18 protein-coding genes, 1 tRNA gene and 1 pseudogene are annotated in these 24,097 nt (G+C 73.1%); 12 read left to right on the forward strand and 8 right to left on the reverse strand.

Translation table 11 applies throughout. The features are described 5' to 3' along the window. Positions 1 to 521: 521 nt before the first annotated feature. Positions 522 to 770, reverse strand: a complete 249-nt coding sequence (locus tag AB0C22_RS21265) for a flavin reductase (RefSeq protein ID WP_357536576.1) — start codon at positions 768 to 770, stop codon at positions 522 to 524. A gap of 157 nt (positions 771 to 927) precedes the next feature. Here AB0C22_RS21265 and AB0C22_RS21270 point away from each other — a divergent pair, with 157 nt between their 5' ends. The 4 genes from AB0C22_RS21270 (at position 928) to AB0C22_RS21285 (ending at position 5,080) form a co-directional block, all read left to right on the forward strand. After that, positions 928 to 1,134 carry a hypothetical protein gene (locus AB0C22_RS21270; RefSeq protein WP_088646531.1) on the forward strand — a complete coding sequence of 69 codons (207 nt, stop codon included), beginning with the start codon at positions 928 to 930 and terminating at the stop codon, positions 1,132 to 1,134. 140 nt (positions 1,135 to 1,274) lie between these two features. Beyond that, positions 1,275 to 1,889: a hypothetical protein gene (locus AB0C22_RS21275; RefSeq protein WP_357536578.1), complete on the forward strand. Its 615-nt coding sequence runs from the start codon at positions 1,275 to 1,277 to the stop codon at positions 1,887 to 1,889. After that, positions 1,886 to 2,416, forward strand: a complete 531-nt coding sequence (locus tag AB0C22_RS21280; RefSeq protein WP_357536580.1) for a hypothetical protein — start codon at positions 1,886 to 1,888, stop codon at positions 2,414 to 2,416. The genes AB0C22_RS21275 and AB0C22_RS21280 overlap by 4 nt, the downstream gene beginning before the upstream one ends. A gap of 90 nt (positions 2,417 to 2,506) precedes the next feature. After that, on the forward strand, positions 2,507 to 5,080 hold the full coding sequence (locus tag AB0C22_RS21285; protein WP_219465149.1) for a hypothetical protein: 2,574 nt from the start codon (positions 2,507 to 2,509) through the stop codon (positions 5,078 to 5,080). Positions 5,081 to 5,185: 105 nt separating this feature from the next. On the opposite strand, the gene AB0C22_RS21290 is transcribed toward AB0C22_RS21285, so the two are convergent. After that, positions 5,186 to 5,272, reverse strand: a tRNA-Ser gene (locus tag AB0C22_RS21290). A 75-nt stretch (positions 5,273 to 5,347) separates the two neighbouring features. On the opposite strand from AB0C22_RS21290, the gene deoD reads away from it, so the two are divergent. Further along, positions 5,348 to 6,058 (forward strand): purine-nucleoside phosphorylase, encoded by a 711-nt coding sequence (gene deoD / locus AB0C22_RS21295; protein ID WP_219465150.1) that lies wholly within the window; start codon positions 5,348 to 5,350, stop codon positions 6,056 to 6,058. A gap of 121 nt (positions 6,059 to 6,179) precedes the next feature. Here deoD and AB0C22_RS21300 read toward each other — a convergent pair whose 3' ends face one another. The 4 genes from AB0C22_RS21300 to AB0C22_RS21315 all read right to left on the reverse strand — a co-directional run bounded on the left by AB0C22_RS21300 (position 6,180) and on the right by AB0C22_RS21315 (position 8,033). Continuing rightward, positions 6,180 to 6,680: a nucleoside deaminase gene (locus AB0C22_RS21300; RefSeq protein ID WP_357536611.1), complete on the reverse strand. Its 501-nt coding sequence runs from the start codon at positions 6,678 to 6,680 to the stop codon at positions 6,180 to 6,182. Positions 6,681 to 6,768: 88 nt separating this feature from the next. After that, positions 6,769 to 7,299, reverse strand: coding sequence for a tRNA adenosine deaminase-associated protein (locus AB0C22_RS21305; protein WP_357536583.1), 531 nt, complete (start codon positions 7,297 to 7,299; stop codon positions 6,769 to 6,771). A gap of 115 nt (positions 7,300 to 7,414) precedes the next feature. After that, a complete protein-coding gene (locus AB0C22_RS21310; RefSeq protein ID WP_208570817.1) occupies positions 7,415 to 7,582 on the reverse strand; it encodes a hypothetical protein in 168 nt (55 codons plus the stop codon). 73 nt (positions 7,583 to 7,655) lie between these two features. Beyond that, positions 7,656 to 8,033 (reverse strand): hypothetical protein, encoded by a 378-nt coding sequence (locus tag AB0C22_RS21315; RefSeq protein WP_208570816.1) that lies wholly within the window; start codon positions 8,031 to 8,033, stop codon positions 7,656 to 7,658. A 165-nt stretch (positions 8,034 to 8,198) separates the two neighbouring features. On the opposite strand from AB0C22_RS21315, the gene AB0C22_RS21320 reads away from it, so the two are divergent. The 5 genes from AB0C22_RS21320 (at position 8,199) to AB0C22_RS21340 (ending at position 15,648) form a co-directional block, all read left to right on the forward strand. Next, positions 8,199 to 8,969 (forward strand): peptidoglycan DD-metalloendopeptidase family protein, encoded by a 771-nt coding sequence (locus AB0C22_RS21320; RefSeq protein WP_357536585.1) that lies wholly within the window; start codon positions 8,199 to 8,201, stop codon positions 8,967 to 8,969. A 163-nt stretch (positions 8,970 to 9,132) separates the two neighbouring features. After that, positions 9,133 to 12,066: a glycosyl hydrolase gene (locus tag AB0C22_RS21325; RefSeq protein ID WP_357536587.1), complete on the forward strand. Its 2,934-nt coding sequence runs from the start codon at positions 9,133 to 9,135 to the stop codon at positions 12,064 to 12,066. A gap of 75 nt (positions 12,067 to 12,141) precedes the next feature. Further along, positions 12,142 to 13,212, forward strand: a complete 1,071-nt coding sequence (locus tag AB0C22_RS21330; protein WP_357536589.1) for a PHP domain-containing protein — start codon at positions 12,142 to 12,144, stop codon at positions 13,210 to 13,212. An 82-nt stretch (positions 13,213 to 13,294) separates the two neighbouring features. After that, positions 13,295 to 13,897, forward strand: coding sequence for a Uma2 family endonuclease (locus AB0C22_RS21335; protein WP_219465159.1), 603 nt, complete (start codon positions 13,295 to 13,297; stop codon positions 13,895 to 13,897). Between the two features lie 80 nt (positions 13,898 to 13,977). Further along, positions 13,978 to 15,648 (forward strand): DUF885 domain-containing protein, encoded by a 1,671-nt coding sequence (locus AB0C22_RS21340; RefSeq protein WP_208570811.1) that lies wholly within the window; start codon positions 13,978 to 13,980, stop codon positions 15,646 to 15,648. Positions 15,649 to 16,014: 366 nt separating this feature from the next. On the opposite strand, the gene AB0C22_RS21345 is transcribed toward AB0C22_RS21340, so the two are convergent. Further along, positions 16,015 to 17,184, reverse strand: a complete 1,170-nt coding sequence (locus AB0C22_RS21345) for a DUF3068 domain-containing protein (RefSeq protein WP_357536591.1) — start codon at positions 17,182 to 17,184, stop codon at positions 16,015 to 16,017. 112 nt (positions 17,185 to 17,296) lie between these two features. Here AB0C22_RS21345 and AB0C22_RS21350 point away from each other — a divergent pair, with 112 nt between their 5' ends. After that, a complete protein-coding gene (locus tag AB0C22_RS21350) occupies positions 17,297 to 18,517 on the forward strand; it encodes an acyltransferase (protein ID WP_219465161.1) in 1,221 nt (406 codons plus the stop codon). Here the strand turns inward: AB0C22_RS21350 and AB0C22_RS21355 are convergent. Then, positions 18,412 to 22,674 (reverse strand): alpha-(1->3)-arabinofuranosyltransferase, encoded by a 4,263-nt coding sequence (locus tag AB0C22_RS21355; protein WP_357536593.1) that lies wholly within the window; start codon positions 22,672 to 22,674, stop codon positions 18,412 to 18,414. The genes AB0C22_RS21350 and AB0C22_RS21355 overlap by 106 nt on opposite strands. A 184-nt stretch (positions 22,675 to 22,858) precedes the next feature. Here AB0C22_RS21355 and AB0C22_RS21360 point away from each other — a divergent pair. Next, positions 22,859 to 23,995 (forward strand): annotated as a pseudogene (locus AB0C22_RS21360) (glycosyltransferase family 4 protein); the annotation flags it as partial. Positions 23,996 to 24,097: the final 102 nt, after the last annotated feature.

Consider the following 24,097-nt stretch of genomic DNA (forward strand, 5'->3'; position numbering starts at 1 on the left):
CTAGTCCAGTTGAGCCGCGAGGTAGAAGCAGGATACGGGTCCCGGATGTACCCGCGTAGAGTGCGCAGAACCTGTGTACGGTTGCGACGGGACAGCTGAGGCCGGGGCTCTGTTCGGTCGGGACGAAGGTCTCATCTGAGGCCCACCGTTGCCGTACCCGGTGACTAGGCCGCCGGTACCCGCGCGCCAGCACTGCCGGTCATATGGGCTGCGGATCCGGTATGGATGTAGGTCCAGGCCCCAAGCGTATGGGCCGCCCAAGGCAGTCTCAGTTGTCGTCTCGTTCAGCTACAACCAAGGTCATCCAGCGACGTCCATCCCGCACCGACGTCGCTGGCTGGAACCGCCACGAGTCCGAGCGAACGTTATACGACAGACTTGGAAAGCGTGTTGGGATAAAACCCTCACGAGTTCGAATCTCGTATCCTCCGCTCGTCTGAGCAGCACCAACGCGAGGGTCGGCCCCGATCGGGAGCCGGCCCTTCGTCGTTCCCGGACCGATCAAGGTCACACCGGCCTGTTCAGGACCGGGGCGTCGTCTTCACCCAGCCGAGGAAGCGCTGGTACGTGCCGATCGGGTCGGGCGGCTCGGGGCAGATCCGGGTGAGATCGGCCATCGCCTCCCGGAACAACTCGGCAAGGTCGACAGCGAGATTGACCCGCTCCCCCGCGTAGTCGGCGACCAGGTCGAGTCGAGCCCTCCCGCAGGGCCAGGGCAGCGCATCGGCCGTGCAGATCCAGAGGGGTTTGAGCGGTGCGTGTCTCTGCATCTCGCCTCCGAGGTGGGGGTCGGTCTTCACGGCACCCCGACCCGCCGGGAAGCTCCTCCAGCAGGCCAGGGGCCATCTCTACCTCACCCCACCCGGCATGCACTTGTCAATCAGCAAGTAGCGATAGTCAAGCTGACGCCGTGCTTACGGTCGAACGGTGAAGCGACCGCGCTTGTACGGACCGGGCGAACTGGCCGCCCTGTTCAACGTGTCGCGGCAACGGGTCCTACAGATCACCCGCCGACCCGGCTTCCCCGAACCACTCGCCCGCCTGATCGGCACCACGGTCTGGGACGCGGACGAGGTGGACGAGTGGGCACGCCACCACCGCCCGCCCCGCCCACCTGCGGAAGACGACGAGTAGCCGCCCGACCCGTCGGGCAGGGCAGCAGCAACACCGGCATGCCCCCACCGCGAACCCCGGTACGGTGCGGACACTCGCGGCGGCCCCGGAACCGTCGCACACATGTGCTATCCACAGGGTGTGGATGGCGGGGGGATCGGATGAGTTACGAGCTCAGCGCGGTCGTCGCGGATGTCGAGCTGCTGCGGGAGCAGACCGCCGACCTGGATCACGCGGTGCTGGCGGCGCTGCGGCAGGATTTCGCGCTGCTGCCGGTGACCCCGCAGTTGGTCGAGGAGCTGACCGGTGCGCTGCCGGATTTCCACCCCGAGGAACCGACCGCCGAGCAGCCGTTCGAGCTGGTGATCTCGCCAGCTCTGGGTGGGCTGTTGGACCGCTGGTCGCGGCGGGGGCCGGTGGCCTACCTGGAGGCGGAGTTCGCCGGTGGGCTCGGCCACCAGGCGTCGGCGGTCTGGCTCGGCGGCCGGCTGAGCTGGGGTCCCCGCTTCGACTCGACCTTCACGCTGCCGCGCGGGGAGTGGCCGATCAACGCGGCGCTGGCCCGGCTCGGCGTGGAGCCCGGCCGGTGGCTCGACCCGTTCGCCGAGCTGGGCCTGCACCTGGAACGGCACACCGCCGGCTGGTTGGCGCACGGCCGGCGTGGGCTGACCGCCGACTACTGGGACGAGCTGGCCGAGGAATGGGAAGAGCAGCAATTCCCGGCTGACCAGCAACCTGAACGCCCCGGTCCCGTTGGGGACTGGGGGATTCCATGAAATTGCGACAAATTGCCGTGCTTGCGGCGTTACTGGTGGCTGCCTCGGCGTCGGGCAGCGGCACCCATCCGTCGGGGCCCGACGTCCCGGCGCGGCCGATCGGGGCCAGCCAGGTGGTCGGGCTGCACGGCCTCGCCGGGGCCGAGTTCGGTGCCAGCGAGACCGAGCTGGCCCGACGCGGGGTGCTGCGCGCCGACGCCGACACCTGCGGCATGACGCTGGCCGGGCACGGCACGGCCAGCCCGATCTTCGTCGACGACCGGCTCGTGCTGCTCTGGCTCGACGACCCGATGAGCACCCCGGAGGGGATCACGGTCGGCACCCCCGTCGCCGAGGTGTTGAGCCGCTACCCGTCATCCGTCCGGCTGCACGCGCCACCACGGACGTACCGGTTCGACGGGCTGCTGGCCCGCGACGGCGACCGGGGCTACCTCTTCCTGCACGACGGCACGGCCGTCCGGGAGATCATCGCCGGGTACGCCGACTGGGCCCGCCGCCTCTTCGACGAAGGCCACAGCCCCTGCTGAACTGCAACCGCGACGTGGATTGTCCGCGACCGGCCCCGATGGGACCATCTCCTGGCCACGCGGTCGGCGTCGGCAGCACACGGGGGATCGATGTCACGTACCGTCCTGTCCCGCCCGGTGATCCGGGCCGGGAAGTCACTGCCACGCCTCGCGCTGGCCGCCCTGCTCGTCCCGGCCCTGGCCGTCGGCCCGATCGCCGCAGGTGACGGGGCACCGACCCCGGCTGCGGCGGTCGGTACGTCAGACAGCGCGGCGACCCACCCGCCGGCACCCGCCACATCGGACCCGGGGTCGCCGGCCGCCACCGCCCGGAAGATGCCGGCCACCGGATCCGGCCGGAACACACCGGACCGGGACGTGCCGGTTCCCGCAGCCGAGCGGACCGCACCACAACTGGCGACGACCCCGGCCCCCGGTACGCAGGCCGCCGGGCTGAGCACCGGACAGCCACGTACCCGGTCCACCACCATCGTCCGGCCGGCCAAGCCACCCCGCTCCCGCTGCGGCGGCGTTCTGGCCCTCGGCAGGGTCTTCACCTGCACCGCGATCGTCGACCAGGCGCAGGACGTCTGGACCGTCACCACCACCGCCGACGATCTGCTGCTGATCCAGCTCGGGCGGGGCTCCGGGCCGGACTCCGTCGGCGGCCGGGTCGCCGATGCCGCAGGTCGCGAGTTGTGCCGGCTCGGCGTGGACGCGAACCGCTGTCGGGTCGGTGCCGCCGGGACCTACCGGATCACCCTGCGGTTGCCGTACTCGACCGGGCGGGGGAACTACACGATCGCGGCCGAGTCGACGCATACCCCGTCGAGCTGCGGGCAGTTGCCGGCGGACCTGTTCGACTTCGGGTCACCGGGAAGCACGGTGACACTGCCGGCCGGGGCGGCGGCCCGGTGCCACCTGTTCGACCAGCCGCGCGGCGCGCTGCTGCGGTTCGTCGACCCGGGCGGTCCGCGCGACATCCGTGGGCTGATCCTCGACGGGCAGTTCGGAACGCTCTGCGAGTTGAGCTACGGCGGCGGTGACTGCTGGCTCGAACGGCCGGGCCCCTACCGGCTGCTGAGCTGGGAACAGTACGGCAAGGAGGGCACCCACCTGGTCAAGGCGCGGCGACTGTCCGACCCGGCGGGCTGCCAGAGCCTGCCGCTCGCCCCGTACGGCGACCCGGGCAGCGCCGTGAACAGTGGCGTTACCCCGGCCGGCGAGACGACCTGCCACACCTTCAGCACCGACGCGGCCCGGCCGCTGCTCGTCCGCGCCGTCAGCCTCGACGCCACCAGCTTCGACTGGCAGGTGCTGGATGCCACGGGCGCTCAGGTCTGCGCCCGGGAGGGCATCCCGGTCTGCACCGTGCCGGCCGCCGGCCGGTACACCCTGCTGGTCAGCAGTCCCCTCTACGCCGACCGGCCTCACCGGTACGAGGTGGCGCTGAACCCGCTCGACCGGGCCGACGGATGCGCGCCGAACACCGGCTACACCCCCTGGGACCAACCGGCCCTCCAGGTACGCCAGCTCGCCCGGGTACAGACCGACTGCCATCCCTTCACCGGCCTGGCAGGTGAACGGGTCATCGTGTCCGGCGCACGCTGGACGATGGACAGCGGTGGCGAACGGATCTGCACTGAGCCTTCCGACCAGGTCGGCTGCGTGCTCCCGGCCGACGGCGACTACCGGGTGATCTCATACCGGGAGTGGACCGGGAACACCCCCGAGACGTACCCGCTGGCCATCAGGCGGATCTCCGACCCGGTGGGCTGCCCCACGGTCCGGCCCGGCAGCTACGGCACGGCACCCACCGGTGCCCCGGCCCCGGTCGCGTGCCGGATCCTGGACGTCCCGGCCGCCGGGGTCTACCGGGTGACCGCCCTGCACAGCGACAACGTGACCACGTTCGCCCGGGTCCTCGACACCGCCGGCCGGACGGTCTGCGCCCAGGTCCGCTGCCCGCTGCCCGCCGGCCGGCACACCCTGCTGGCCAGCAGGGACGCCACCAGCACCACCGAGTTCGCGGTGTCCCTGCTGCCGCTGCGGCCGACCGGGTGCACACCCGTCTCCGACGCCGGTTGGGCCGACGCGCCGTACCGGGGCCGGATCGACACCTCCGGCCAGATCGACTGCGTGGTCCTGCCCACCCCGTCCGGGGCGTCGATCGCCACGCTGCTGCCTGTCGACGCCGAGCTGAACGTCGACATCGTGGACGCGGACGGCGAGCCGGAGTGCAGCCTCTGGTGGTACACCTGGCACGGCTGCGTACTGGACGGCCCGGCACCGCACTCGGCGCTGCTCACCGGGCACACCTTCGTGACGCAGCTGGCGTACACGGTGGGCTTCGCCCGGACCGACGCGCCGGCCTGCCCGACGCTGCCCCGGGACACCACGGACACGACGGTGACCACCGGCCCGGACCGCCTCGCGGCCTGCTTCACCGTCCCGGCCGACCAGCACGCCGCCCGGCAGACCCTCACCTGGGCGCGCACCGCCGGCACCGGCCGGGCCCGGCTGACCGTCTTCGACCCGACGGGTCGGTCGACGTGCGGGACGGACCGCGCCGCCCAGGGCACTGTCACCTGCGCGCTGCCTCCCGGCCCGGTCACCGTGCTGCTGGGCACCGACGGCAACACCGCCACCTACCGAGTGGGTCAGCGGAACGCCGGCACGTCCTGACCGGGTCGCGGGCCGGCTCCGACCAGGGGCCGACCCGGTCCGGCAAACGCGGAACGCCCGGTGCGATCCTCACGGATCGCACCGGGCGTTCTCGCTTGTCACGAGCGGTGGCGGCGGGATTTGAACCCGCGGAGGGCGTAAACCCTCACACGCTTTCGAGGCGTGCTCCTTAGGCCACTCGGACACGCCACCGCCGACGAGGGTACAGGAACCCGGGTTCGGATGCCGCACCGGTATCGCTCCGGCCGGCCTGGCAGGATCTTTGCCATGAGTACGCACATCGGCGCGAAGCCGGGCGAGATCGCCGAGCGGGTCCTGATGCCGGGCGACCCGCTGCGGGCCAAGTGGATCGCGGAGACCTACCTCGAGGACGCCACGTGCTACTCGACGGTGCGGGGCATGTTGGGCTTCACCGGACGCTGGAACGGCGTGGACGTCTCCGTCCAGGGTTCCGGCATGGGGATGCCGTCCGCCTCCATCTACGCCCACGAGCTGATCAACGAGTACGGCGCGAAGACCCTGATCCGGGTCGGCTCCTGCGGTGCGCTCACCGAGGACCTGCAACTGCGGGACGTGGTCGCGGCGATCGGGTCGTCGACGGACTCGAACATGAACCGGATGCGCTTCGACGGGTTGATCGACTACGCCCCGGTCGCCGACTTCGGGCTGCTGCGTACCTCGGTCGAGGTGGCCGAGCGGCGCGGCATCACCATGCACGTCGGGCCGATCCTCGCCGCCGACGCCTTCTACACCGACCGGCCGGACCTGTACGACACCCTCGCCGACTACGGCGTGCTGGCGGTGGAGATGGAGTCGGCCGCCCTCTACACGATCGCCGCCCGGTTCAAGGCCCGCGCCCTGACCCTGCTGACGGTCAGCGACCACATCAAGACCGGCGCGAAGACCACCGCCCAGGAGCGTGAGCAGACCTTCGGCCAGATGGTCGAGATCGCCCTGGACACCGCCATCACCTCCTGACCGCCGCCCCGACGGCTCCGGCTCGCAACGGGGCCGATGTTGGGGTGTCCCCGCCCCGGCGATACCGCAACATTGGCCCCGTCGTCCCAACCCAACCCGGCTCCGTCGACCCGACGCGGGGTCAGCGGAAGAAGGCGCGCAGGACGGCGGCGTTCTCGGTCTCCAGGACACCGGAGTAGACCTCGGGGCGGTGGTTGAGGCGGCGGTCGCGCAGGACGTCCCACAGCGACCCGGCGGCACCGGTCTTGGGCTCCCAGGCGCCGAAGACGACGGTCGAGATCCGGGCCAGCACCAGTGCGCCCGCGCACATCGTGCACGGCTCCAGGGTGACCACCAGCGTGCAGTCGTCGAGCCGCCACCGGCCCAACCGTGCGGCGGCCCGGCGCAACGCCAGCACCTCGGCGTGCGCGGTCGGGTCGCCGGTCAGCTCCCGTTCGTTGCGGCCGACGGCCAGTTCGGTGCCGTCCGGGCCGTAGACCACCGCCCCCACCGGCACGTCCCCCACCGCCCCGCCCACCCCGGCCGACTCCCCGGCACCAGGCGCACCAGGATCGGGCCCGCCGGAGCTGCTGGCGGGAAGGGGCGCCGGGCCGGTGGTGGCGATCTCCAGCGCGCGGCGCATCCACCGCTCGTGCCGCTGCCGGCGGCCGGCGGGACCGGGGTCGATCAGCGACGCCGGATCGTCGGCGTCGGGTGGCTGCGCGGGTCGGTCAGACCTCACGCAGCTCCTCGACCTCGTCGGCGCAGCCGAGCACCTGGCAGACCTCGGCGGTCACGTCGGCGGGGAGCATGCCCTCGTGGGCGCAGAGCTTGAGCAGACGTTGGGCGGAGATGCCCAGGTCGGCGAGGATGTCGGCGTCACCGACCGGGTCCGCTTCGGGGTCCACGACCGGTTGTTCGCTCTCCTCGTCGCCGCTGGCGGTGGCCGACGGCGGTTCGTCGACGTCGTCGAGGCCGGTGACCGAGGTCTTGAGGTCGCCGACGAGCAACGCACCGAGGCGGGACTCCTCCGCGTACGCCGAGTCGGAACCGAAGACCCGCAGGTCCTCCCCCTCGTCGAGGCGCAGCAGCACCAGGTACGCGTCGTCGGCCTCGACGAAGAGCAACGACACGTCGGCGTCCGGTTCGACGTCGCGCAGCCGGTCGGCGACCTCGTCGATGTCGGTGGCACCCCGCAGGTTCACCTCGGCGGCGTTCCAGCCGCCCTCTTCGCGCACCACGGCAGCAGCGAAGTACGACATGGTTCCCCCAAAAAAGAACTCGGCACAGCCGACCGTTACGCGTGCACGTTAACCGGTCGGGTCGGCAGCCGGCCGGTCAACGCCCCGAAGGGCGGGCCGATCCGGGAAAAGTTCGTCAGCCCGCGACGCGGCGACGGGTGGCGATGAGTTGGCGTAGCCGCTCGGTGCGTTCCCGCTGCGGCCGTTCCCGCTGGCGTACCGCGCGGGCTCCCGCCAGCTCGGCGAGAATCTGGAGGCGGCGGCGGCTCCGCTCGGTGTCGAGCCGCGGGGTGTTCCAGGCCATACCGAAGAGCGTCCCCAGTCACAGCGGGTACGTCAAGATGGTGCGGCAAACGAAGCCGTGCAACGACGCAGAGTCACCACATCGGCCAGTCCGCGCTCGTCGCCCACCGCACCACGACGATCCCGAAGGCGATGCTCCAGCCGCCTGCGGTGACGATCGCGACGCCGGTACCGACACCCCGGTCGCCGTAGCGGACCAGGGCCAGCGCGGCGAGCCAGGCGAGCGCACCGGCGATCACCGTCCACCAGGCGTAGCTGGCGACGTCCCGGCCGAGCAGGCCGAAGAGCACCAGCCAGGCGGCGGCTAACGCGCCGCCCGAGGCCACGGCGGCGCCGGTGACCGGGTGCGGTTCCCGCCAGGTCGGTCGTCGGGGCGGCCCGGAGGGAAACAGACCCGAGGCGGCGTACGGGACGTGACCCCCGACGGGGCCGGGCTGGTGGTTCGTCGTCACTGCGCTCCCCCTGGCGGCCGGGACGGATCCCGCAGCATCCGGCCCCGGGGCTGCTGGCCGTAACGGGCCGGCCGGCCGCGTCGGGGAGCCGACGGGTGGCCACCCTGTCGGCCGGGTGCTGCTGGCGGTGCGACCTCCACGGTAGCCGTCTGTCAGGATGTCCGAATGTCCCTGCTCCGGCCCGACCGACGTCGCACCCGTCCGGCGTACCCCGCGCTGCTGGTCGTGGTGGCGGTGCTGGCCGGCTGCGGGACGGACCAGCCGGCCGCGCCCCCGGTCTGGGACGCTCCGACGGCGGTGGCGACGGGCGACCAGCCGGCGACGCCGACGGGCCCGGCCGGCACCCCCTCGGGCACCGGCGGCCCGACCGCGTCGCCGTCGGCCACCCCGGACCCGGCGGCCCTGCGCCGGGTCTTTCCGGTACGCGCGGGCAACGTCTCCTACCACCCGACGCACTCGGGTTACCCGGGCACCGACATCTTCGCCGACTGCGGTGAGCCGGTGGTGGCGGTGACCGACGGGACGGTCCTGGAGGTGAGCCGGGTGGACCGGTTCGACAAAAAGGGGCCGCTGGGGCCGTACAACGGTGGCCTGTCGGTGTCGTTGCTGGGCGACGACGGGGTGCGGTACTACGGGTCGCACCTGAGCGCGATCAGCGCGGGGATCGACGTGGGGGTCCGGGTGTCCGCCGGCCGGCAGCTCGGTGAGGTGGGCCGGACGGGGAACGCGAACAACGTCTGTCACCTGCACTTCGGGTTGTCGCCGAAGTGCACCGGGCACGACGACTGGTGGATCCGGCGGGGCGTGGTGTGGCCGGCGAAGTACCTGGACTCCTGGCGGGGCAAGGGCAACCGGTCACCGGTGGCGGCGGTGACCGCGTGGGAACGTGAGCACGGTTGCCCGCGCGCGCCGCGTGGCTCGTCCGGCGCGGGCTGACCAGCGTCGACTGTCGCGTCGTCGGTCGTACGCATTGACGTGGGTATTACTCGTCGGTTAACGTCCCGAGGTGAGAGAGCGCTCTCTCGAATCACTAACCTCCCGAATTCCGACGTACCGCGTGCAGGTGGTCGTTCCGGCGACCCCGCGCGGAGGAGGCACGATGACACCTCCCGTCCCCCGGCGCCGCGCCCCCTGGGTGCTCGCCGCCACCACCGCGCTGACCGTCCTCGTCGGCGGCCTCACCCTCACCACCGCCGGCACCCCCGCCGAGGCCGCCACCGTCGGCGCCGGCAGCTACACCACCGACCCGGTCGGCCCGCTGCCCACCGGCTGCGGCACCCTGTCCACCAACCCCCGCCAGTTCGCCACCGCCAACGCCCCCGCCGGGCCGGTGCCCACCAACGACTGGTGGTCGTCGCTGCTGTGGAAGAAGACGAACTGCTCCTACAGCGAACCGCTGCACGCCCACCCGGTGTCCTACCAGCCGTTCAGCGACGGGCTCGGCTTCTCGGCACCCTCGGCCGCCACCGTCAGCGGCACCGCGACCGGGGTGGGCGAGTTCAAGTACACCTACACCGAGGACATCCGGGTCGGCGTGGCCGCGCTCGGCGCACCGGTGGTCAAGGTCGACGACTGGTCCGACTGGACGGTCACCCCGTACTGGACTGACGGGTCGCGGACCCTGCGCGCCACCATCGGCCACGGACTGCCGTTCGCCTACTTCCAGGCCAGCGGCGGCGACGCCCAGATCAACCCGACCGGCGGCGCGGCCACCGTCTGGTCCAACAGCGGCGCCACCATCGGCTTCACCGTCCGGGGCCACGACTACGTCGGGTACGCCCCGACCGGAGCGACCTGGACCGTCGCCAACGGACGGATCAGCTCCACCCTGGCCGGCAAGGGTTACTTCTCGATCGCCCTGCTGCCGCCCACCGCCGACGCCACCGCCCGCGCCACCCTCGCCACCAGCTACGGCCGGTACGCCCACGCGCACGTCACCGGCACCCGGGTCGGCTACACCTACGACCCGGCGACCAGCGCGGTGAACACCACCTACTCGTTCACCACCACCGCCCGGGAGGGCACCGCCACCCAGACCGTGGTCAGCCTCTACCCGCACCAGTGGAAGGCGCTCGCCGGCAGCACCCCGCTCACCCAGACCTACCCGTCGGCGCGCGGCCGGATGAAGGTGCTGACCGGGGTGGCCTCCTTCCGAACCGCGATGAAGTTCCACGGGGTGCTGCCCGAGGTGCCCGCCGTGGCCACCGGCTCCGGCACCGACCTGGCCCAGCTCAAGGAGCAGCTCGCCGCCGTCCGGGGCAACCCGATGGACCAGCGCGGCGGCGACACCTACTGGACCGGCAAGGGCCTCGGCCGGGCCGCCCGGATCGCCGAGATCGCCGACCAGGTCGGCGACACCGAGACCCGCAACGCGGCGCTGGCCGCCATCCGCAGCACCCTGACCGACTGGTTCACCGCCACCCCGGGCAAGACCGCCAAGGTCTTCTACTACGACCGCAACTGGGGCACCCTGATCGGCTACCCGGCGTCGTACGGGTCCGACCAGGAACTCAACGACCACCACTTCCACTACGGGTACTTCATCGCGGCGGCGGCGACGCTCGCCAAGTTCGACCCGACGTGGGCCACCCAGAACCAGTACGGCGGCATGGTCGACCTACTCATCCGGGACGCCAACAACTACAACCGGGCCGACACCCGCTTCCCCTACCTGCGGGACTTCGACATCTACGCCGGGCACGACTGGGCCGCCGGGCACGGCTCGTTCAACGCCGGCAACAACCAGGAGTCCTCGTCGGAGGGGATGAACTTCGCCAACGCGCTGATCCAGTGGGGGCAGGCCACCGGCGACACCGCCGTCCGGGACGCGGGCGTGTTCATCTACACCACCCAGGCCGCCGCCATCGGAGAGTACTGGTTCGACGTCGACGACGAGAACTACCCGGCCGCGTTCGGGCACTCCACCGTCGGCATGGTCTGGGGCGACGGCGGGGCGTACGCGACCTGGTTCAGCGCCGAACCGGAGATGATCCAGGGCATCAACATGCTCCCCGTCACCGGCGGGCACCTCTACCTCGGCTACCGGCCGGCCTACAACCGGACCAACTACGCCGAACTGGTCCGCAACAACGGCGGCGAACCCACCGTGTGGCAGGACATCCACTGGCAGTTCCTCGCCCTCGGTGACCCGGACGCGGCACTGGCCAAGCTGCGCGCCAACCCCGGCTACACCCCGGAGGAGGGCGAGAGCCGGGCACACACCTTCCACTGGATCCGCAACCTCGCCGCGCTCGGCCAGGTCGACACCACGGTCACCGCCAGCCACCCGCTGGCCGCCGTGTTCAGCCGCAACGGCGCACGCACCTATGTGGCCAGCAACATCACCGCCGCGCCGCTGACCGTGCGGTTCTCCGACGGGACCAGTCTCACCGTGGCCGCCGGGAAGACCGCCACCACCGGGGCATACACCTGGAGTGGTGGCAACGCGGCCGGCGGCACCAACCCGAGCCCCACGCCGACCACCTCCCCGACGACGTCGCCCACCCCGACCGGGCCGTCGCCGACGCCGACCAGCCCGACCCCGCCGCCGACCACCCCGCCGCCCGGCTCGCCGACCCGGTTCCTGCTGCCCGGTGGCGGCCTCGGCTCCGCCGGCAACGCGGCGACGACCACCGTCCCCGGCTCCGGGGGCGCGAACCACGACGGCACCCCCAGCAACCCGGTGGTGTTCACCGCGACCCGGCTCAACCTCGCCTACACCGGGGGCCAGACCGGGTTCGACCTGTTCCTCGACGCCGGCCAGTCGGTCGGCAACGGGGTGCAGGCCCGGGTCTCCTACGACCTGACCGGGGACGGCACCTTCGACCGGGTGGAGACCTACCGGTACTTCGCCACCGACCCGGTGCCCGGCTACGAGCACTACACGCAGAACGCCGGCCTGCACTCGGCCACCGGCACGCTGGGCAACCTCGCCGGCGGCACGGTCAAGGTGGAGATCTGGTCGGCGATCGGCGTCAACCCGTCCACCCTCGGCACCGGCAACCAGTCGGTGGTGAAGCTGCCGTACTCCTGATCCGGTCCCCGTTGTCCACACCCCGCGCCGCCGGTCGTCCCCCGACCGGCGGCGCGGGCGCGTAGGTTGCCATCCATGAGCGCCAGAGACCCCGTCGCCGACCTGCGTCGGATCGCGTTCCTGCTGGAACGCGCCAACGAGGCCACCTACCGGGTACGCGCGTTCCGCAGCGCGGCGACCGCCCTGGCCGCGCTGCCGGCGGCGGAGTTGGCCGAGCGGAACCGGGCCGGAACCCTCACCGACCTGCCCGGGGTCGGCGACGTCACCGCCCGCTGCGTCACCGAGTCGTTGGCCGGCGAGGAACCGGTCTACCTGCGCCGGCTGGTCGCCACCGAAGGCGTCGACCTCGACGAGGCGGCCGCCGCGTTGCGGGCCGCGCTGCGCGGCGACTGCCACACCCACTCGGACTGGTCCGACGGCGGGTCACCGATCGAGGAGATGGCGCTCGCCGCCGTCGAACTCGGCCACGAGTATGTGGTGCTGACCGACCACTCGCCCCGGCTCACGGTGGCCCGGGGCCTCACCGCCGACCGGCTGCGCCGGCAACTCGACCACGTGGCGGCGGTCAACGCGGCGCTGCCCGAGGGGTTCCGCATCCTCACCGGGATCGAGGTGGACATCCTCGCCGACGGCACCCTCGACCAGGACGAGGAGCTGCTGGCCCGGCTCGACGTGGTGGTCGGCTCGGTGCACAGCGGGCTGCGCGACGAGCGGGCCCGGATGACCCGCCGGATGCTCACCGCGATCGCCAACCCGCACCTGGACATCCTCGGCCACTGCACCGGGCGGATGGTGTCGTCCCGGCCCGCCGGGGTGACCGGGCCGGGTGACAAGGGGCACCGGGCCCGGACCCGCGCCGAGAGCGACTTCGACGCGGACGCGGTCTTCGCCGCCTGCGCCGAACACGACGTGGCCGTCGAGATCAACTCCCGGCCGGAGCGGCAGGACCCACCGAAGCGGCTGATCCGCCGCGCCCTGGAGGCCGGCTGCCGGTTCGCCATCGACACCGACGCGCACGCCCCCGGGCAGCTCGACTGGCAGCGGTACGGCTGCGAACGGGCGGCGCTGTGCGGCGTACCCGCCGACCGGGTGGTCAACACCTGGCCGGCGGACCGCCTGCTCGACTGGGCCCGTAGCCGCGCCTGACCCGGCACCCCACCGCGAGCCCGCCGGGCCGCGCCAGGAACCCCGACGGCCCCGCCTCGTTGATCGACCGGAGGTGGCGTGGTTGAGATCGTCGACGGGCAGTACGGGACCGGTGCCGCAGCTGCCCGGTGGTTGGACCGTACGGCGGGCGGAGCGGCACCTGCCGGTCGGCGCGCTGGCCGGCACCCGGCACGAGTGCGTCGACGGCCGGCTGGTGGTCACCCCGTTCCCGCCCGCTGTCGAGAGTGTCGCGACGGCCACCCTGGCCAGCGCCTTCGTCCCGGCGGCCGAGGCGACGGGGCGGCACGTGCTCGGCCGGGTCAACCTGACCTTCACCGCGTCCTGCTGGATCCAGCCGGACGTCACCGTCCTGCACACCCTGCCGGCCGGCGACGAGCAGGAACGCTGGGTGCCGGCAACCCTGTGCACGATGGCGGTGGAGTTCGTCCGGCGCGGCACCCGACGCGACCCGGTCGACCGGTTACGCCGCTGCGCGGCCGCCGGGGTGCCCTGGTTCCTCCGGGTGGAGCTGGACCGGCGGCCCCACCGGATGACCGCGACCCTGCTCCGCCGGGAGGACGGCGGCTACCCGGTCGTCGGCCGGGCGGTCGGCCACCAGCGGCTACGTACCCGGTTGCCCTTCCCGATCGACTTCGCTCCGGCCCGCCTGCTGCCCCGCCCCTGACCGGCGGTCGCCGCAACCCGACAGCCGGGTCCGGCAAACGCGCTCGACAACCGGACCCGCTGGTCACGTAGGGTCGCAGCGTGGGACGAATCGATGACCTCGCGAACCGGTACGTGGCTGACTGGGCGCCACTGAGCCCGACCGGTGCCACCTATGTCGGCATCGCCGGCTACGACGACCAACTCGACGACCTCTCGCCCGCAGGCTACGAGGCACGGGCCGAGCTGACCCGGCGCACCCTCGCCGACCTGGACGTGACCGAGCCGGAGTCCGAGGCGGAACGGACCGCCAAGGAGGCGATGCAGGAGCGCCTGGGGCTGGAGCTGGCCCGGCACGACGCGGGTGAGATCACCAGCGAGGTGAACGTCATCGCCAGTGGCCTGCACGAGATCCGGATGGTCTTCGACCTGATGCCCACCGAGGGTGAGCAGGGCCGGGCCGCCGTCGCCGCGCGGCTCAACCGCTTCGCCGCCACGTTGGAGGGTTACAAGACCACGCTGCGTGAGGCCGCCGCCGCCGGGCGGGTCAGCTCCAAGGTGCAGCTGACCGAGGTGGCCAAGCAGTGCGACATCTGGACCGACCCGCACGGCGACAACTTCTTCCACGGGCTGGTGCAGCGGCTGGACGCCGACGGCACGCTCGGTGCCGAGCTGCGCCGGGGCGCTGCGGCGGCAACCGCGGCCACCGTCGAGTTCGGCCAGTTCCTGCGCACCGAGCTGGTCCCGCGCGGGCGGGACAAGCAGGCCGCCGGCCGGGAACGCTACGAGCTGGCCTCGCAGTACTTCCTCGGCGCGAAGGTCGACCTGGACGAGACGTACGCCTGGGGTTTCGCGGAGCTGGCCCGGTTGGAGGCCGAGATGCGGACGGTGTCCGGCCGGATCGCCGGCCCGGGCGCGACCATCGACGAGGCGGTGGCCGTGCTGGACGCCGACCCGGCCCGGACCATCCAGGGCAAGGAGGCGTTCCGGGACTGGATGCAGGCGCTGGCCGACAAGGCGATCGGTGAGCTGCACGGCACCCACTTCGACATCCCGGAGCAGGTCCGTCGGATCGAGTGCTGCCTCGCCCCGACCAGCGACGGGGCGATCTACTACACCGGGCCGAGCGAGGACTTCTCCCGCCCGGGGCGGATGTGGTGGGCGGTGCCGCAGGGCGTCACCGACTTCTCCACCTGGCGCGAGGTGACCACGGTCTACCACGAGGGTGTTCCCGGGCACCACCTCCAGGTCGCGCAGACCGCCGTCCGGGCGGAGCTGCTCAACCGCTGGCAGCGGCTGCTGTGCTGGGTCTCCGGCCACGGCGAGGGCTGGGCGCTCTACTCGGAGCGGCTGATGGACGAGCTGGGCTACCTGGAGGACCCGGGTGACAAGCTCGGCATGCTCGACGGGCAGGCGTTCCGGGCGGCCCGGGTGATCATCGACATCGGGATGCACCTGGAGCTGGAGATCCCCCGGGACAACCCGTTCGGCTTCCACCCGGGCGAACGGTGGACGCCGGAGCTGGGCTGGGAGTTCATGCGTTCGCACTGCCGGGTGCCGGAGGAGAACCTCCGCTTCGAGCTGAACCGCTACCTGGGCTGGCCGGGGCAGGCACCGTCGTACAAGGTGGGCGAGCGGATCTGGCTCCAGGCCCGGGAGGACGCGAAGGCCCGCAAGGGTGCCGACTTCGACCTCAAGGAGTTCCACCGGCAGGCGCTCGACCTGGGCGCGCTCGGGCTCGATCCGCTGCGCCGGGCGCTGGCCCGTCTCTGAACCGCGCGCCCCGGGCGCTGGCCGGCCTCTGAACTGCACGCACCGGGCGCTGGCCGGCGTCGAACCGCGCCGCCGGCCAGGTGGGGACGCCCAGCGGGTGAGACGGATGGTCGGCCCAGCGGGTGAGACGGATGGTCGGCCCAGCGGGTGAGACGGATGGTCGGGGGCGGGCGAGGGCCCGCCCCCGACGCACCGTGGGGGTGGAGTAAGGCTCAGGAGAGGCTCGACGCCAGCGCCGGTCGGGCGGTCAGCGTGTCGGAGTCGACGAACGCCAGGTCGATCGATTCTGCACGGATTCCTCCTCGGGCTGGTGCCGACCCGGCGGGCGGGCCGGAAGCCCGACCCGCCCGCCGACAGGTGATCAGCTCAGCGCTTGCCGACCTCGTCCTCGGCCCGCCAGTTCGTCGACGCGGGTGGGATCTCGTCGCTGAGCGGGCCGCCCTGGCGCACCGCAGCCGGCTGCTCGACCCTGGTCGACGCGTCCCGCACCGACCCCCCGGTCGGAGCCCCGTCCGGCCGACGCCGCGCCTCGGCCACCGGCGCGCGCCGCCCGGAGACCATCAGCCAGAGCCCCAGCAGCAGCAGAACGGCACCCAGGGCGGCCAGCCCGATCGGCAGGGTACGACCGATCAGCTGGAGCTTGTCCCGGGTCACGCCGGCCGACTTCACGCTGTTGGCGATGGTGGCCTCGTCATAGACGAAGTCCGCGTCCAGCAGGGTCACCGGGCTGCCCTGGTTGGGCACGAAGTTCTTGCGTTGCTGCTCGCGTACCTTGACGAAGTTGCCGCTGACCGGCTCGATCCAGATCGTCCGGGTGTTGCTGTAGGTGACCTTTCCGGTGGTCGCGCCCGGGGCCAGCGCACCGGCCAGCGCGGTCAGCGAGCCCGCCGGGGTGACCAGGTCACTCTCAGGGATCTGCTGCACGTACCGGTACGCCTCGGTGCCGTTGATCTGCTCGGTGCCGTCGAAGGCGATCGGCAGCCCCTTGCGCAGGTCCCGGTCGAAGAAGGTGTGGTCCCTGCGCTCGGCACGGAACGGGAACTTGTAGGTCTGCCCGGCGAAGGTCACCGAGTCGTCGGTGCCGCCCGGACCGTCGGTGTCCAGGTACTGCTTGTCCCAGTCCCGGGCGGCGGCGCTCACCCGGTCCAGGGCGAACTCGGCCGCGTACTTACTGACGTCCGAGCCGTTGTCGGTGCGTACGACGGTGCCGTAGACGTCCCAGACGACCGCCTCGCCCCGCAGGTCACCGGTCATCTCCTTCTCGGTCGTCGCCGCCTGCGGCACCACCTCGGTGGTGGCCTTGAGCTGACCGGTCTGGATCGTCGGCTTCCCGTTGAGCACCTGCATGTAGGTGGCGTTCTCGGCGATCGCGACGCTCGCCCGCAGGCAACCGTCCGGCTTGCCGTCCGCGTTGCAGAACGTCAGGTCGTACGGCAGCTTCGTCACCGACGGCGCCACGTAGTACGCCGTTCCCGCGGCGACCACGAGCGACAGCACGCCGATGCCGAACAGCGCGGCACCCAGGCGAGTCTTCACTGGTCCTCCCCTAACAAGACGGTCAGCCGGTTACCGGCGGAAGATCGAGAATGTAAAACTTGGCCGCACGTTACTCCCGAGTCACATAGGCCCGCGACCCTCTGGACGGTTGATGTCTGCCCCGATTCCCGATCAGGTCCTGCGGCGGCTGCCCGCGCTCGACGCCGTCCGGGTGATCGGAGCACTCGCCGTGGTGGGGCACCACGTCGGTTTCGCCACCGGGCGCAACACCGGCGACACCGCCGTCGGGGCCTGGCTGTCCCGGCTCGACGTGGGGGTCGCGGTCTTCTTCGTCCTCTCCGGTTTCCTGCTGTTCCGGCCGTACGCGCACGCGCACGCGACGGGTCAGCAGCCCCCGGGCACCGGCCGCTACCTGTGGCGGCGGGCCACCCGGATCCTGCCCGCCTACTGGGTGGCGGTGGTGGTCTGCCTGCTGGTGCTGCCGCAGAACCGGCCGGCGTCGACAGGTGACTGGCTGCGGCACCTCACGCTGACCCAGATCTACCAGCACGGTCAGCTCCGGCACGGGATCAGCCAGACCTGGAGCCTGGCCACCGAGGTCACGTTCTATCTGCTGCTGCCGGTGCTGGCGGTCCTCCTGCTCGGCCGGCGACGGCCGACACCGGGCCCGCCGGCGTCGGCCCACCCGGACGGGGTGCTGCGGATCGCGGTGGCCGCGACGGTGGTGACCGGGGGCTGGGTGGCGTTGATGGGTACGGGCGTATTCAGCCTCGGCCTGCACACCATGTGGCTGCCCTCGTACGCCGGCTGGTTCGGTGCCGGGATGGCCCTGGCCGGCGCGCAGGTCGCGTTGCGCACCGGCCGGGGCGTGCGCTGGCGCTTCCTGGACGACCTGGGCCGGGCCCCGCTGGCCTGCTGGACGATCGCCCTGGGCGCGTTGGCCGTCGCCACCACCCCGGTCACTGGCCCCCGGGACCTGGCCGAGCCGACGGCCGGCCAGTTCGCCACCAAGCTGGTGCTCTACCTGGTGGTCGCGGTGCTGCTGATCGTGCCGGTGGCGTTCGGGCCGCAGACCCGCACCAAGGGCGTCTTCGACAGCATCGTCGGCCGGTGGTTGGGCCGGGTGTCGTACGGGCTGTTCCTCTGGCACCCGTTGGTGCTGGAGGGGATCTACCTGGTCGACGGCCGGCCGGAGTTCACCGGTGACCCGCTCGGCACGTTCATCCTCACCGTCGCCGGTGGGCTGGTCCTCGCGGCGGTCAGCTACTACGCGGTGGAGCGCCCCTTCCAGCGCTGGGGTGGGCGGTGGCCGCGTCGGCGCAGCACCAGCGAGAGCCAGAGCAGAGTGGCGGTGGCGACCGCGGCCAACTGAGGCAGCCAGGCGGTGTGCCCACCCCGGGTCGCCGCCCACCAGCCGGCCACGGCGAAACACGCCACCGGCAGCCAGCGCACGGTCGCCCGGCGCAGCCGGTGCATACCCCGCCGGTCCGGCGGGTGCAGGTGCGGCTCCAGGGCCCTCCCGGCCAGCACCACGACCACCACCGCCAGTGCCACCCCGACCGCCGCCGGCCCGCCGAACAGCAGCAACGCCCCACCACCGACGAGCGCGGCGAGCACCCGTCCGCGCCTGCGCCGCACCACCGCCACCATCCCCGGGGTACGCCGTGCCGGCAGCACCGCCAGCAGGGCGACCCCGGTCAGCAGCACCGCCCCGGCCCCGAGCGCCGCCACGTACCCCCGGTCCGGGGCGAAGTGGAGCGTCACCGCACCGGCGACGTCGGCCGGCACCAGCCAGCCCTGCTGCCAGCCGTCCACCACGAACGGGGTGAGGGTCCGGCCGGCTGCGGTGGCCACCCAGCCCGCGTTGGCGTTCTCCCGCAGCGCCAGCACCCGCTGGCCGGGGTAGCTCTCCAGGCGCAGCACCCGCCGGGTGGCCGACCACTCGTCGACCCGCAGCACCGTCCGGGTCGCCCCGGGTTGTCGGGGTCCGTTCGTCGCGTCGCCGGCCCCGGGTGCCGCCGTACCGCCACCGTCCGTGCCGGCGATCCCCGACCCGCCGGTTGTCGCCGGGCGGGCGGAGGTCCCGCCGGCTGGGGCGTCCGTCGGGGTGAGGGCGAGCCGGGTGGGTACGGTCAGCCGGGTCCCCGCCGCCACCAACCGGTTCTCCCCGGCGGTCAGCCGCAGCGGCGTCTTCGCGGCCGGACCGCAGAGCACCGCCGGCACCTCGCGCAGTTCCACCAGGTCCCGTCGGCTGGCGACCAGCGCGGTCCGGCGTTGCCCACCGGGCACGGTCACCGTCGGGCCGGTGCCGCAGGGCAGGGTCACCCGCCTCGCGGGGTCCGCCGGGGTGGCCGGGCCGTCCGGCAGCACGGTCAGCTCACCCACCCCCACCGGCAGGCCCTGCGTCACCCGCCCGTACGGGTCGTACGACGCCACCGGCACCACGTCGGCGATCAGCACGGTCAGGTCGTCGCTGCGCATCGGCCGGTCGAACAGCAGCGTGCCGCCCTCGTCGAGCACCCCGCCGCGCATCCCCTCGTCGCCGAGCACGGTGACCCGCCAGGGGCGGGCCGCCGCCGCACCGGGTGGCAGGGCGATCCGCAGCCCGGTGACGGTACGCGCCTTCGGCCAGGTCAACCGCAGCCATGGTTGCCGGTCGGCGTCGGCGGCGTACCAGATGGTCGCGGGGTTCCCGTCGACCACCGCGCCGGGGCGGGCGGTCGGGTGGGACACGCCGACGGTCGAGGCGGCCACGGTCGGGGTGACCCCGGTGGTGACCGCCGCCGCCCCACCGGGGTCGAGCAGCGCGTTGAGCGCCCCGCCGGGCCGGGGCCGGGCCCACAGTGCGACCCGGTAGTCCGTGCCGGTCGGCAGCTGCACGGTGCGGTCGATCCGGTCGCTGTCCTCGGAGGCGCGGGCCATCGCCCCGGCGCAGAGCGGCCGGCCCTCGTCGAAGACGCACGCCGGGGTGGCCGGGGCGGCGCCGAACACCATCGTGGCCGGCCGGTCGGTGGCCGGTGGGGCCGGCACCACCAGGGTCCGGGCAGCCTCGACACCGGGGATGACGAGTTCGGCGATGCCCACCCCACCGAAGCCGGCCCGGACGTCGAAGACCTCCTCGACGGTGACCCGGACGAACCGGGTGGGGTAGCCGTCGGGCAGGGTCACCTCGACGCTCTGCCCGGCGGTCTGCACGGTGGCCTGCTGCCGGCCGGCGGTCACGGTGATCCTGGTGGGCAGCGAATCGGCCCCGGTGTCGAAGGTGATCCGCACCTGCCGCACGACCTGCGGCCGGTCCAGCTCCACCTCGAACCACTGCCCCGGCGCGCGCGTCCCCGGGGCGGACCGCCACGACGTGCTCAGGTCACCGTCGACCGCCGCGTACGGCTGGTGTTCGGGGCGGCCACCGCCCAGCGGCTGCGCCTGCGACCAGGAGCTGGACGCGGACACCCCGCCGATGCCGAGGTAGCGCACCACGGTGGACTCCCCCTCGGCCCACGGCGGCAGGTAGTCCCGGGCCGGGGCGTCGAGCTGGGGGCGGTCCCGGGCGGTCATGGTGGCCGAGGCGTTGTCGTGCTGCTGCCCGAAGGCCACCTCCCGGCGGCGCAACCCGTCGGTGAGCGTCACCTGTGACGCGGCCAGCCCGGCCGGGCGGTCCCCGGCGAGCACGGTCGGCGCGGCGGAGAGCCGGCCGGCGGCGGCCAGCGGCAGCAGCGACTCGGGGCCGCCGACGACAGTGGTCAGGTCGGCGGCGTCGTACGCGACGATCTGGTCGACGGCGCGGCGGACCTCGTACACCTCCAGGGCCCGGACCCCGACGTCCAGTCCCCGGTCGACGACGTTGCCGGGCAGCCGGCCTCCACCGACCTCGGGGCCGAACCCACGCACCGGTTCGATGCCGGGGGAACGCAGCAGCGCCTGCCGGACCACCACCGGCCGGACGGCGCCGCTGTGGCCGTAGTCGAGGTCGGAGCGCAGCAGCAGGTACTTCACCCCGGAGCGGGCGAGCAGGTCGGCGAGGCCGGCGGAGCCCTGCCCGTCGGCCAGCGCCGACTCGACGGTGTCCAGCAGCCGGATGGTGCCGGGCGGGGTGAGCGGCACCGAGCTGCGCACCGCCCACGGCCGGTTCGACAACGGCTGGGTGATCTCGTCGCTGGGGCTGCCCCACAGGTAGCGGGGGAAGCGGGCGGCGGGCACCACCAGCACCCGGTCGTCGCCGACGGCCCGGTCCAGCCAGTTCGACGCCTGCTGCCAGTAGCCGGGTACCCCGGTGAAGCTGCCCGGGGCGGCCAGCCCGCCGCCGAGCGCGGGCGCGGCCACCGCGGCGACCGCGACCAGGGCGGTGCCGGTGACCAGGCCGGCACGCAGCCGCACCGGCTGGAGCGGCCGGGGCAGCAGAGCGGCCAGTTCGGGCCGGTCGCCGGTACGGGCGGCCCGCAGCACCAGCCCGACCAGGTGGGCCAGGCCGAGGATGAGCGGCAGCCGGAGCACCACGTCGAACTTGTGCACGTTGCGCAGCGGTGCACCCGCCGCGTCGAGGAAGGTCCGCTGGGTCTGCGCGCCGAACCCGTCGAGCTGGCCGAGGTGCCCGAGCCCGACCAGGGCCAGCCCGACCAGCAGGCCGGTGACCAGGAACCGCCGGTGCGGCATGCCCCGGCGGGCCAGCCCGGCGATGCCCAGCCCGGCGACCACCAGGGTGGCGACCACCAGAGGTCGTTCGGTGGCGAGCCGCCAACCCGCCGTCCACGGCGGCCCGTACGCGCCGTTGAGGTAGGCGTGCCAGTGCGAGGCGCCCCGCAGCACGGTGGTGGCGTCGGTGGGGGTGGTGGTCACCGGCGCGGTCTCGATGTAGTCGAGGAAGGGCGGGCTGTACCGGCCGAGCAGCAACAACGGCACCAGCCACCAGGCGGTCGCCGCGCCCACCGCGAGCCCCCAGGCGAACAGCGCCTTCACCCGCAGACGCAGCGGATGCAGGCCGAGCAGCCAGAGCGCGGCCAGCGGCACCACGGCCAGCACGGCGGTCGCGTTGACCCCACCGGCGCACGCCACCACCAGGGCCGACCTGGTGACCGCCCGGCGCAGCGGCACCCCGTCGGCCAGCCCGACCAGCGGGACGAGCACCCACGGCGCGAGCGCACTGGGCCACGCCTCCACCGAGATCGGGCCGAGTTCGGTGAGCAGCCGGGGGGAGAGCGCGAAGGCGGCCCCGGCGAGCAACCGGGACCACGGGGTGCCGACGTGCAGCCGCTCGGCGAGCCGGACGACGCCGACGCAGGCCACCGTCAGCAGCAACGCCCACCACAGCCGCTGCACCACCCAGGCCGGTACGGCGAGCAGCTTGCCGAGCAGGAAGAACGGCCCCATCGGCCAGAGGTAGCCGTACGCCTGATTCTGCAACTGCCCGAAGGTGCCGTCGGGGTCCCAGACGTGCAGGGCCCGGGTCAGCCATCCGGCCGGATCGATGGCCAGGTCGACCTTGGTGTCGATGGCGATCAGGCCGGGGTCCTGGAGGAAAGCCAGTGCGGACAAAGCAAGACACACCGCAACCAACCGCACACGCCACACCGTGCTGGATGTGTCGTCCGGCCCGTCGGCCGCCCCCGGACGGCCCGGCGACTGCTGCATCTCGCCTCCGATCGGGCATTGCGACGTGCGTGACGCAGCCCATAGTGTGACGCGACCGCGAAGACTACTCGGCAGTAGGAGTTGAGTGTTGGACGCACCCGCTGCCGCCACCACCAGGCACGTACTGTTCCTCAACTGGCGGGACACCCGGAATCCGGAGGGTGGCGGCTCGGAGGTGTACGTCGAGCGGATCGCCGGGGAACTCGTCCGGCACGGCCACCGGGCCACCCTGCTCTGCGCCACCCACCCCGCCGGCCCCGCCGAGGAGACCACCCCCGACGGCGTACGGGTGCTGCGGCGCGGCGGCCGGCACACCGTCTACCTCCGGGCCGCCCTGGCGTACCTGGCCGGCGCGCTCGGCTTCGGCCCGCTGAGCCGCCGCCACGGCGGTCGACCCGACCTGATCGTCGACGTCGGCAACGGCCTGCCCTTCCTGTCCGCCCTCTACGCCCGCCGGCCGGTCATCGCGCTGGTGCACCACGTGCACCGGGAGCAGTGGCCGGTGGTGCTCGGCCCGAGCCTGGCCCGGTTCGGCTGGTGGGTGGAGTCCTGGCTCGCCCCCCGGGTCTACCGCCGCTGCCGGTACGTCACCGTCTCCGCCGCCACCCGTGACGAGCTGGCCACCCTCGGCATCGACCCGGCCCGGGTCGACATCGTGCACAACGGCACCCCCGACATGACCGTCGGCCCGGTGCCCCGCTCGCCGGAACCGTCGCTGGTGGTGCTCGGCCGGCTGGTCCCGCACAAGCAGGTCGAGGTGGCCCTCGCCACCCTCGCCGCGCTCGGTGACGAACTGCCCGGCCTGACCCTGACCGTCGCCGGGCAGGGCTGGTGGGAGGCGCAGCTGCGGCACACCGCCGCCGAGCTGGGCCTCACCGACCGGGTCCGGTTCACCGGCTTCGTCTCCGACGCCGACAAGCGGCACCTGCTCGCCTCGGCCTGGGTGGCGCTCACCCCGTCGCTCAAGGAGGGCTGGGGGCTCACCATCGTCGAGGCCGGCGCGGTCGGCACCCCGACGGTGGCGTTCCGGGGTGCCGGTGGGGTCGAGGAGTCCCTGGTCGACGGGGAGACCGGCCTGCTCGCCGAGGACGTCGACGACTTCGTGGCCAAGGTGCGGCTGCTGCTGACCGACGACGGCTACCGGGCCACCATGGGCACGGCGGCCCGCGCCCACGCCGCCCGGTTCACCTGGCCGGTCTCGGGAAAGAAGTTCGCGGCCCTCGTCACGAGGGCCGCGAACGGTACGACAGGATCGTCGGTCGAGCAGCAGGCTCCGGCGGGATCGCCGGCAGGGCAGTCAGGGCCGGCAGGGTCACCGGTCGGGCGA

The sequence above is a fragment of the Micromonospora sp. NPDC048894 genome (assembly GCF_040649765.1).
Classification (GTDB): domain Bacteria; phylum Actinomycetota; class Actinomycetes; order Mycobacteriales; family Micromonosporaceae; genus Micromonospora; species Micromonospora antibiotica.

Bases quoted from the DNA above. Each gene is read 5' to 3' on its own strand.
- deoD (WP_219465150.1), top strand. From the start codon at position 5,348: ATGAGTACGCACATCGGCGCGAAGCCGGGCGAGATCGCCGAGCGGGTC.
- AB0C22_RS21265 (WP_357536576.1), bottom strand. From the start codon at position 770: ATGCAGAGACACGCACCGCTCAAACCCCTCTGGATCTGCACGGCCGAT.
- AB0C22_RS21305 (WP_357536583.1), bottom strand. From the start codon at position 7,299: ATGTCGTACTTCGCTGCTGCCGTGGTGCGCGAAGAGGGCGGCTGGAAC.
- AB0C22_RS21300 (WP_357536611.1), bottom strand. From the start codon at position 6,680: ATGCGCCGCGCGCTGGAGATCGCCACCACCGGCCCGGCGCCCCTTCCC.
- AB0C22_RS21280 (WP_357536580.1), top strand. From the start codon at position 1,886: ATGAAATTGCGACAAATTGCCGTGCTTGCGGCGTTACTGGTGGCTGCC.
- AB0C22_RS21330 (WP_357536589.1), top strand. From the start codon at position 12,142: ATGAGCGCCAGAGACCCCGTCGCCGACCTGCGTCGGATCGCGTTCCTG.
- AB0C22_RS21275 (WP_357536578.1), top strand. From the start codon at position 1,275: ATGAGTTACGAGCTCAGCGCGGTCGTCGCGGATGTCGAGCTGCTGCGG.
- AB0C22_RS21285 (WP_219465149.1), top strand. From the start codon at position 2,507: ATGTCACGTACCGTCCTGTCCCGCCCGGTGATCCGGGCCGGGAAGTCA.
- AB0C22_RS21350 (WP_219465161.1), top strand. From the start codon at position 17,297: ATGTCTGCCCCGATTCCCGATCAGGTCCTGCGGCGGCTGCCCGCGCTC.
- AB0C22_RS21310 (WP_208570817.1), bottom strand. From the start codon at position 7,582: ATGGCCTGGAACACCCCGCGGCTCGACACCGAGCGGAGCCGCCGCCGC.
- AB0C22_RS21325 (WP_357536587.1), top strand. From the start codon at position 9,133: ATGACACCTCCCGTCCCCCGGCGCCGCGCCCCCTGGGTGCTCGCCGCC.
- AB0C22_RS21320 (WP_357536585.1), top strand. From the start codon at position 8,199: ATGTCCCTGCTCCGGCCCGACCGACGTCGCACCCGTCCGGCGTACCCC.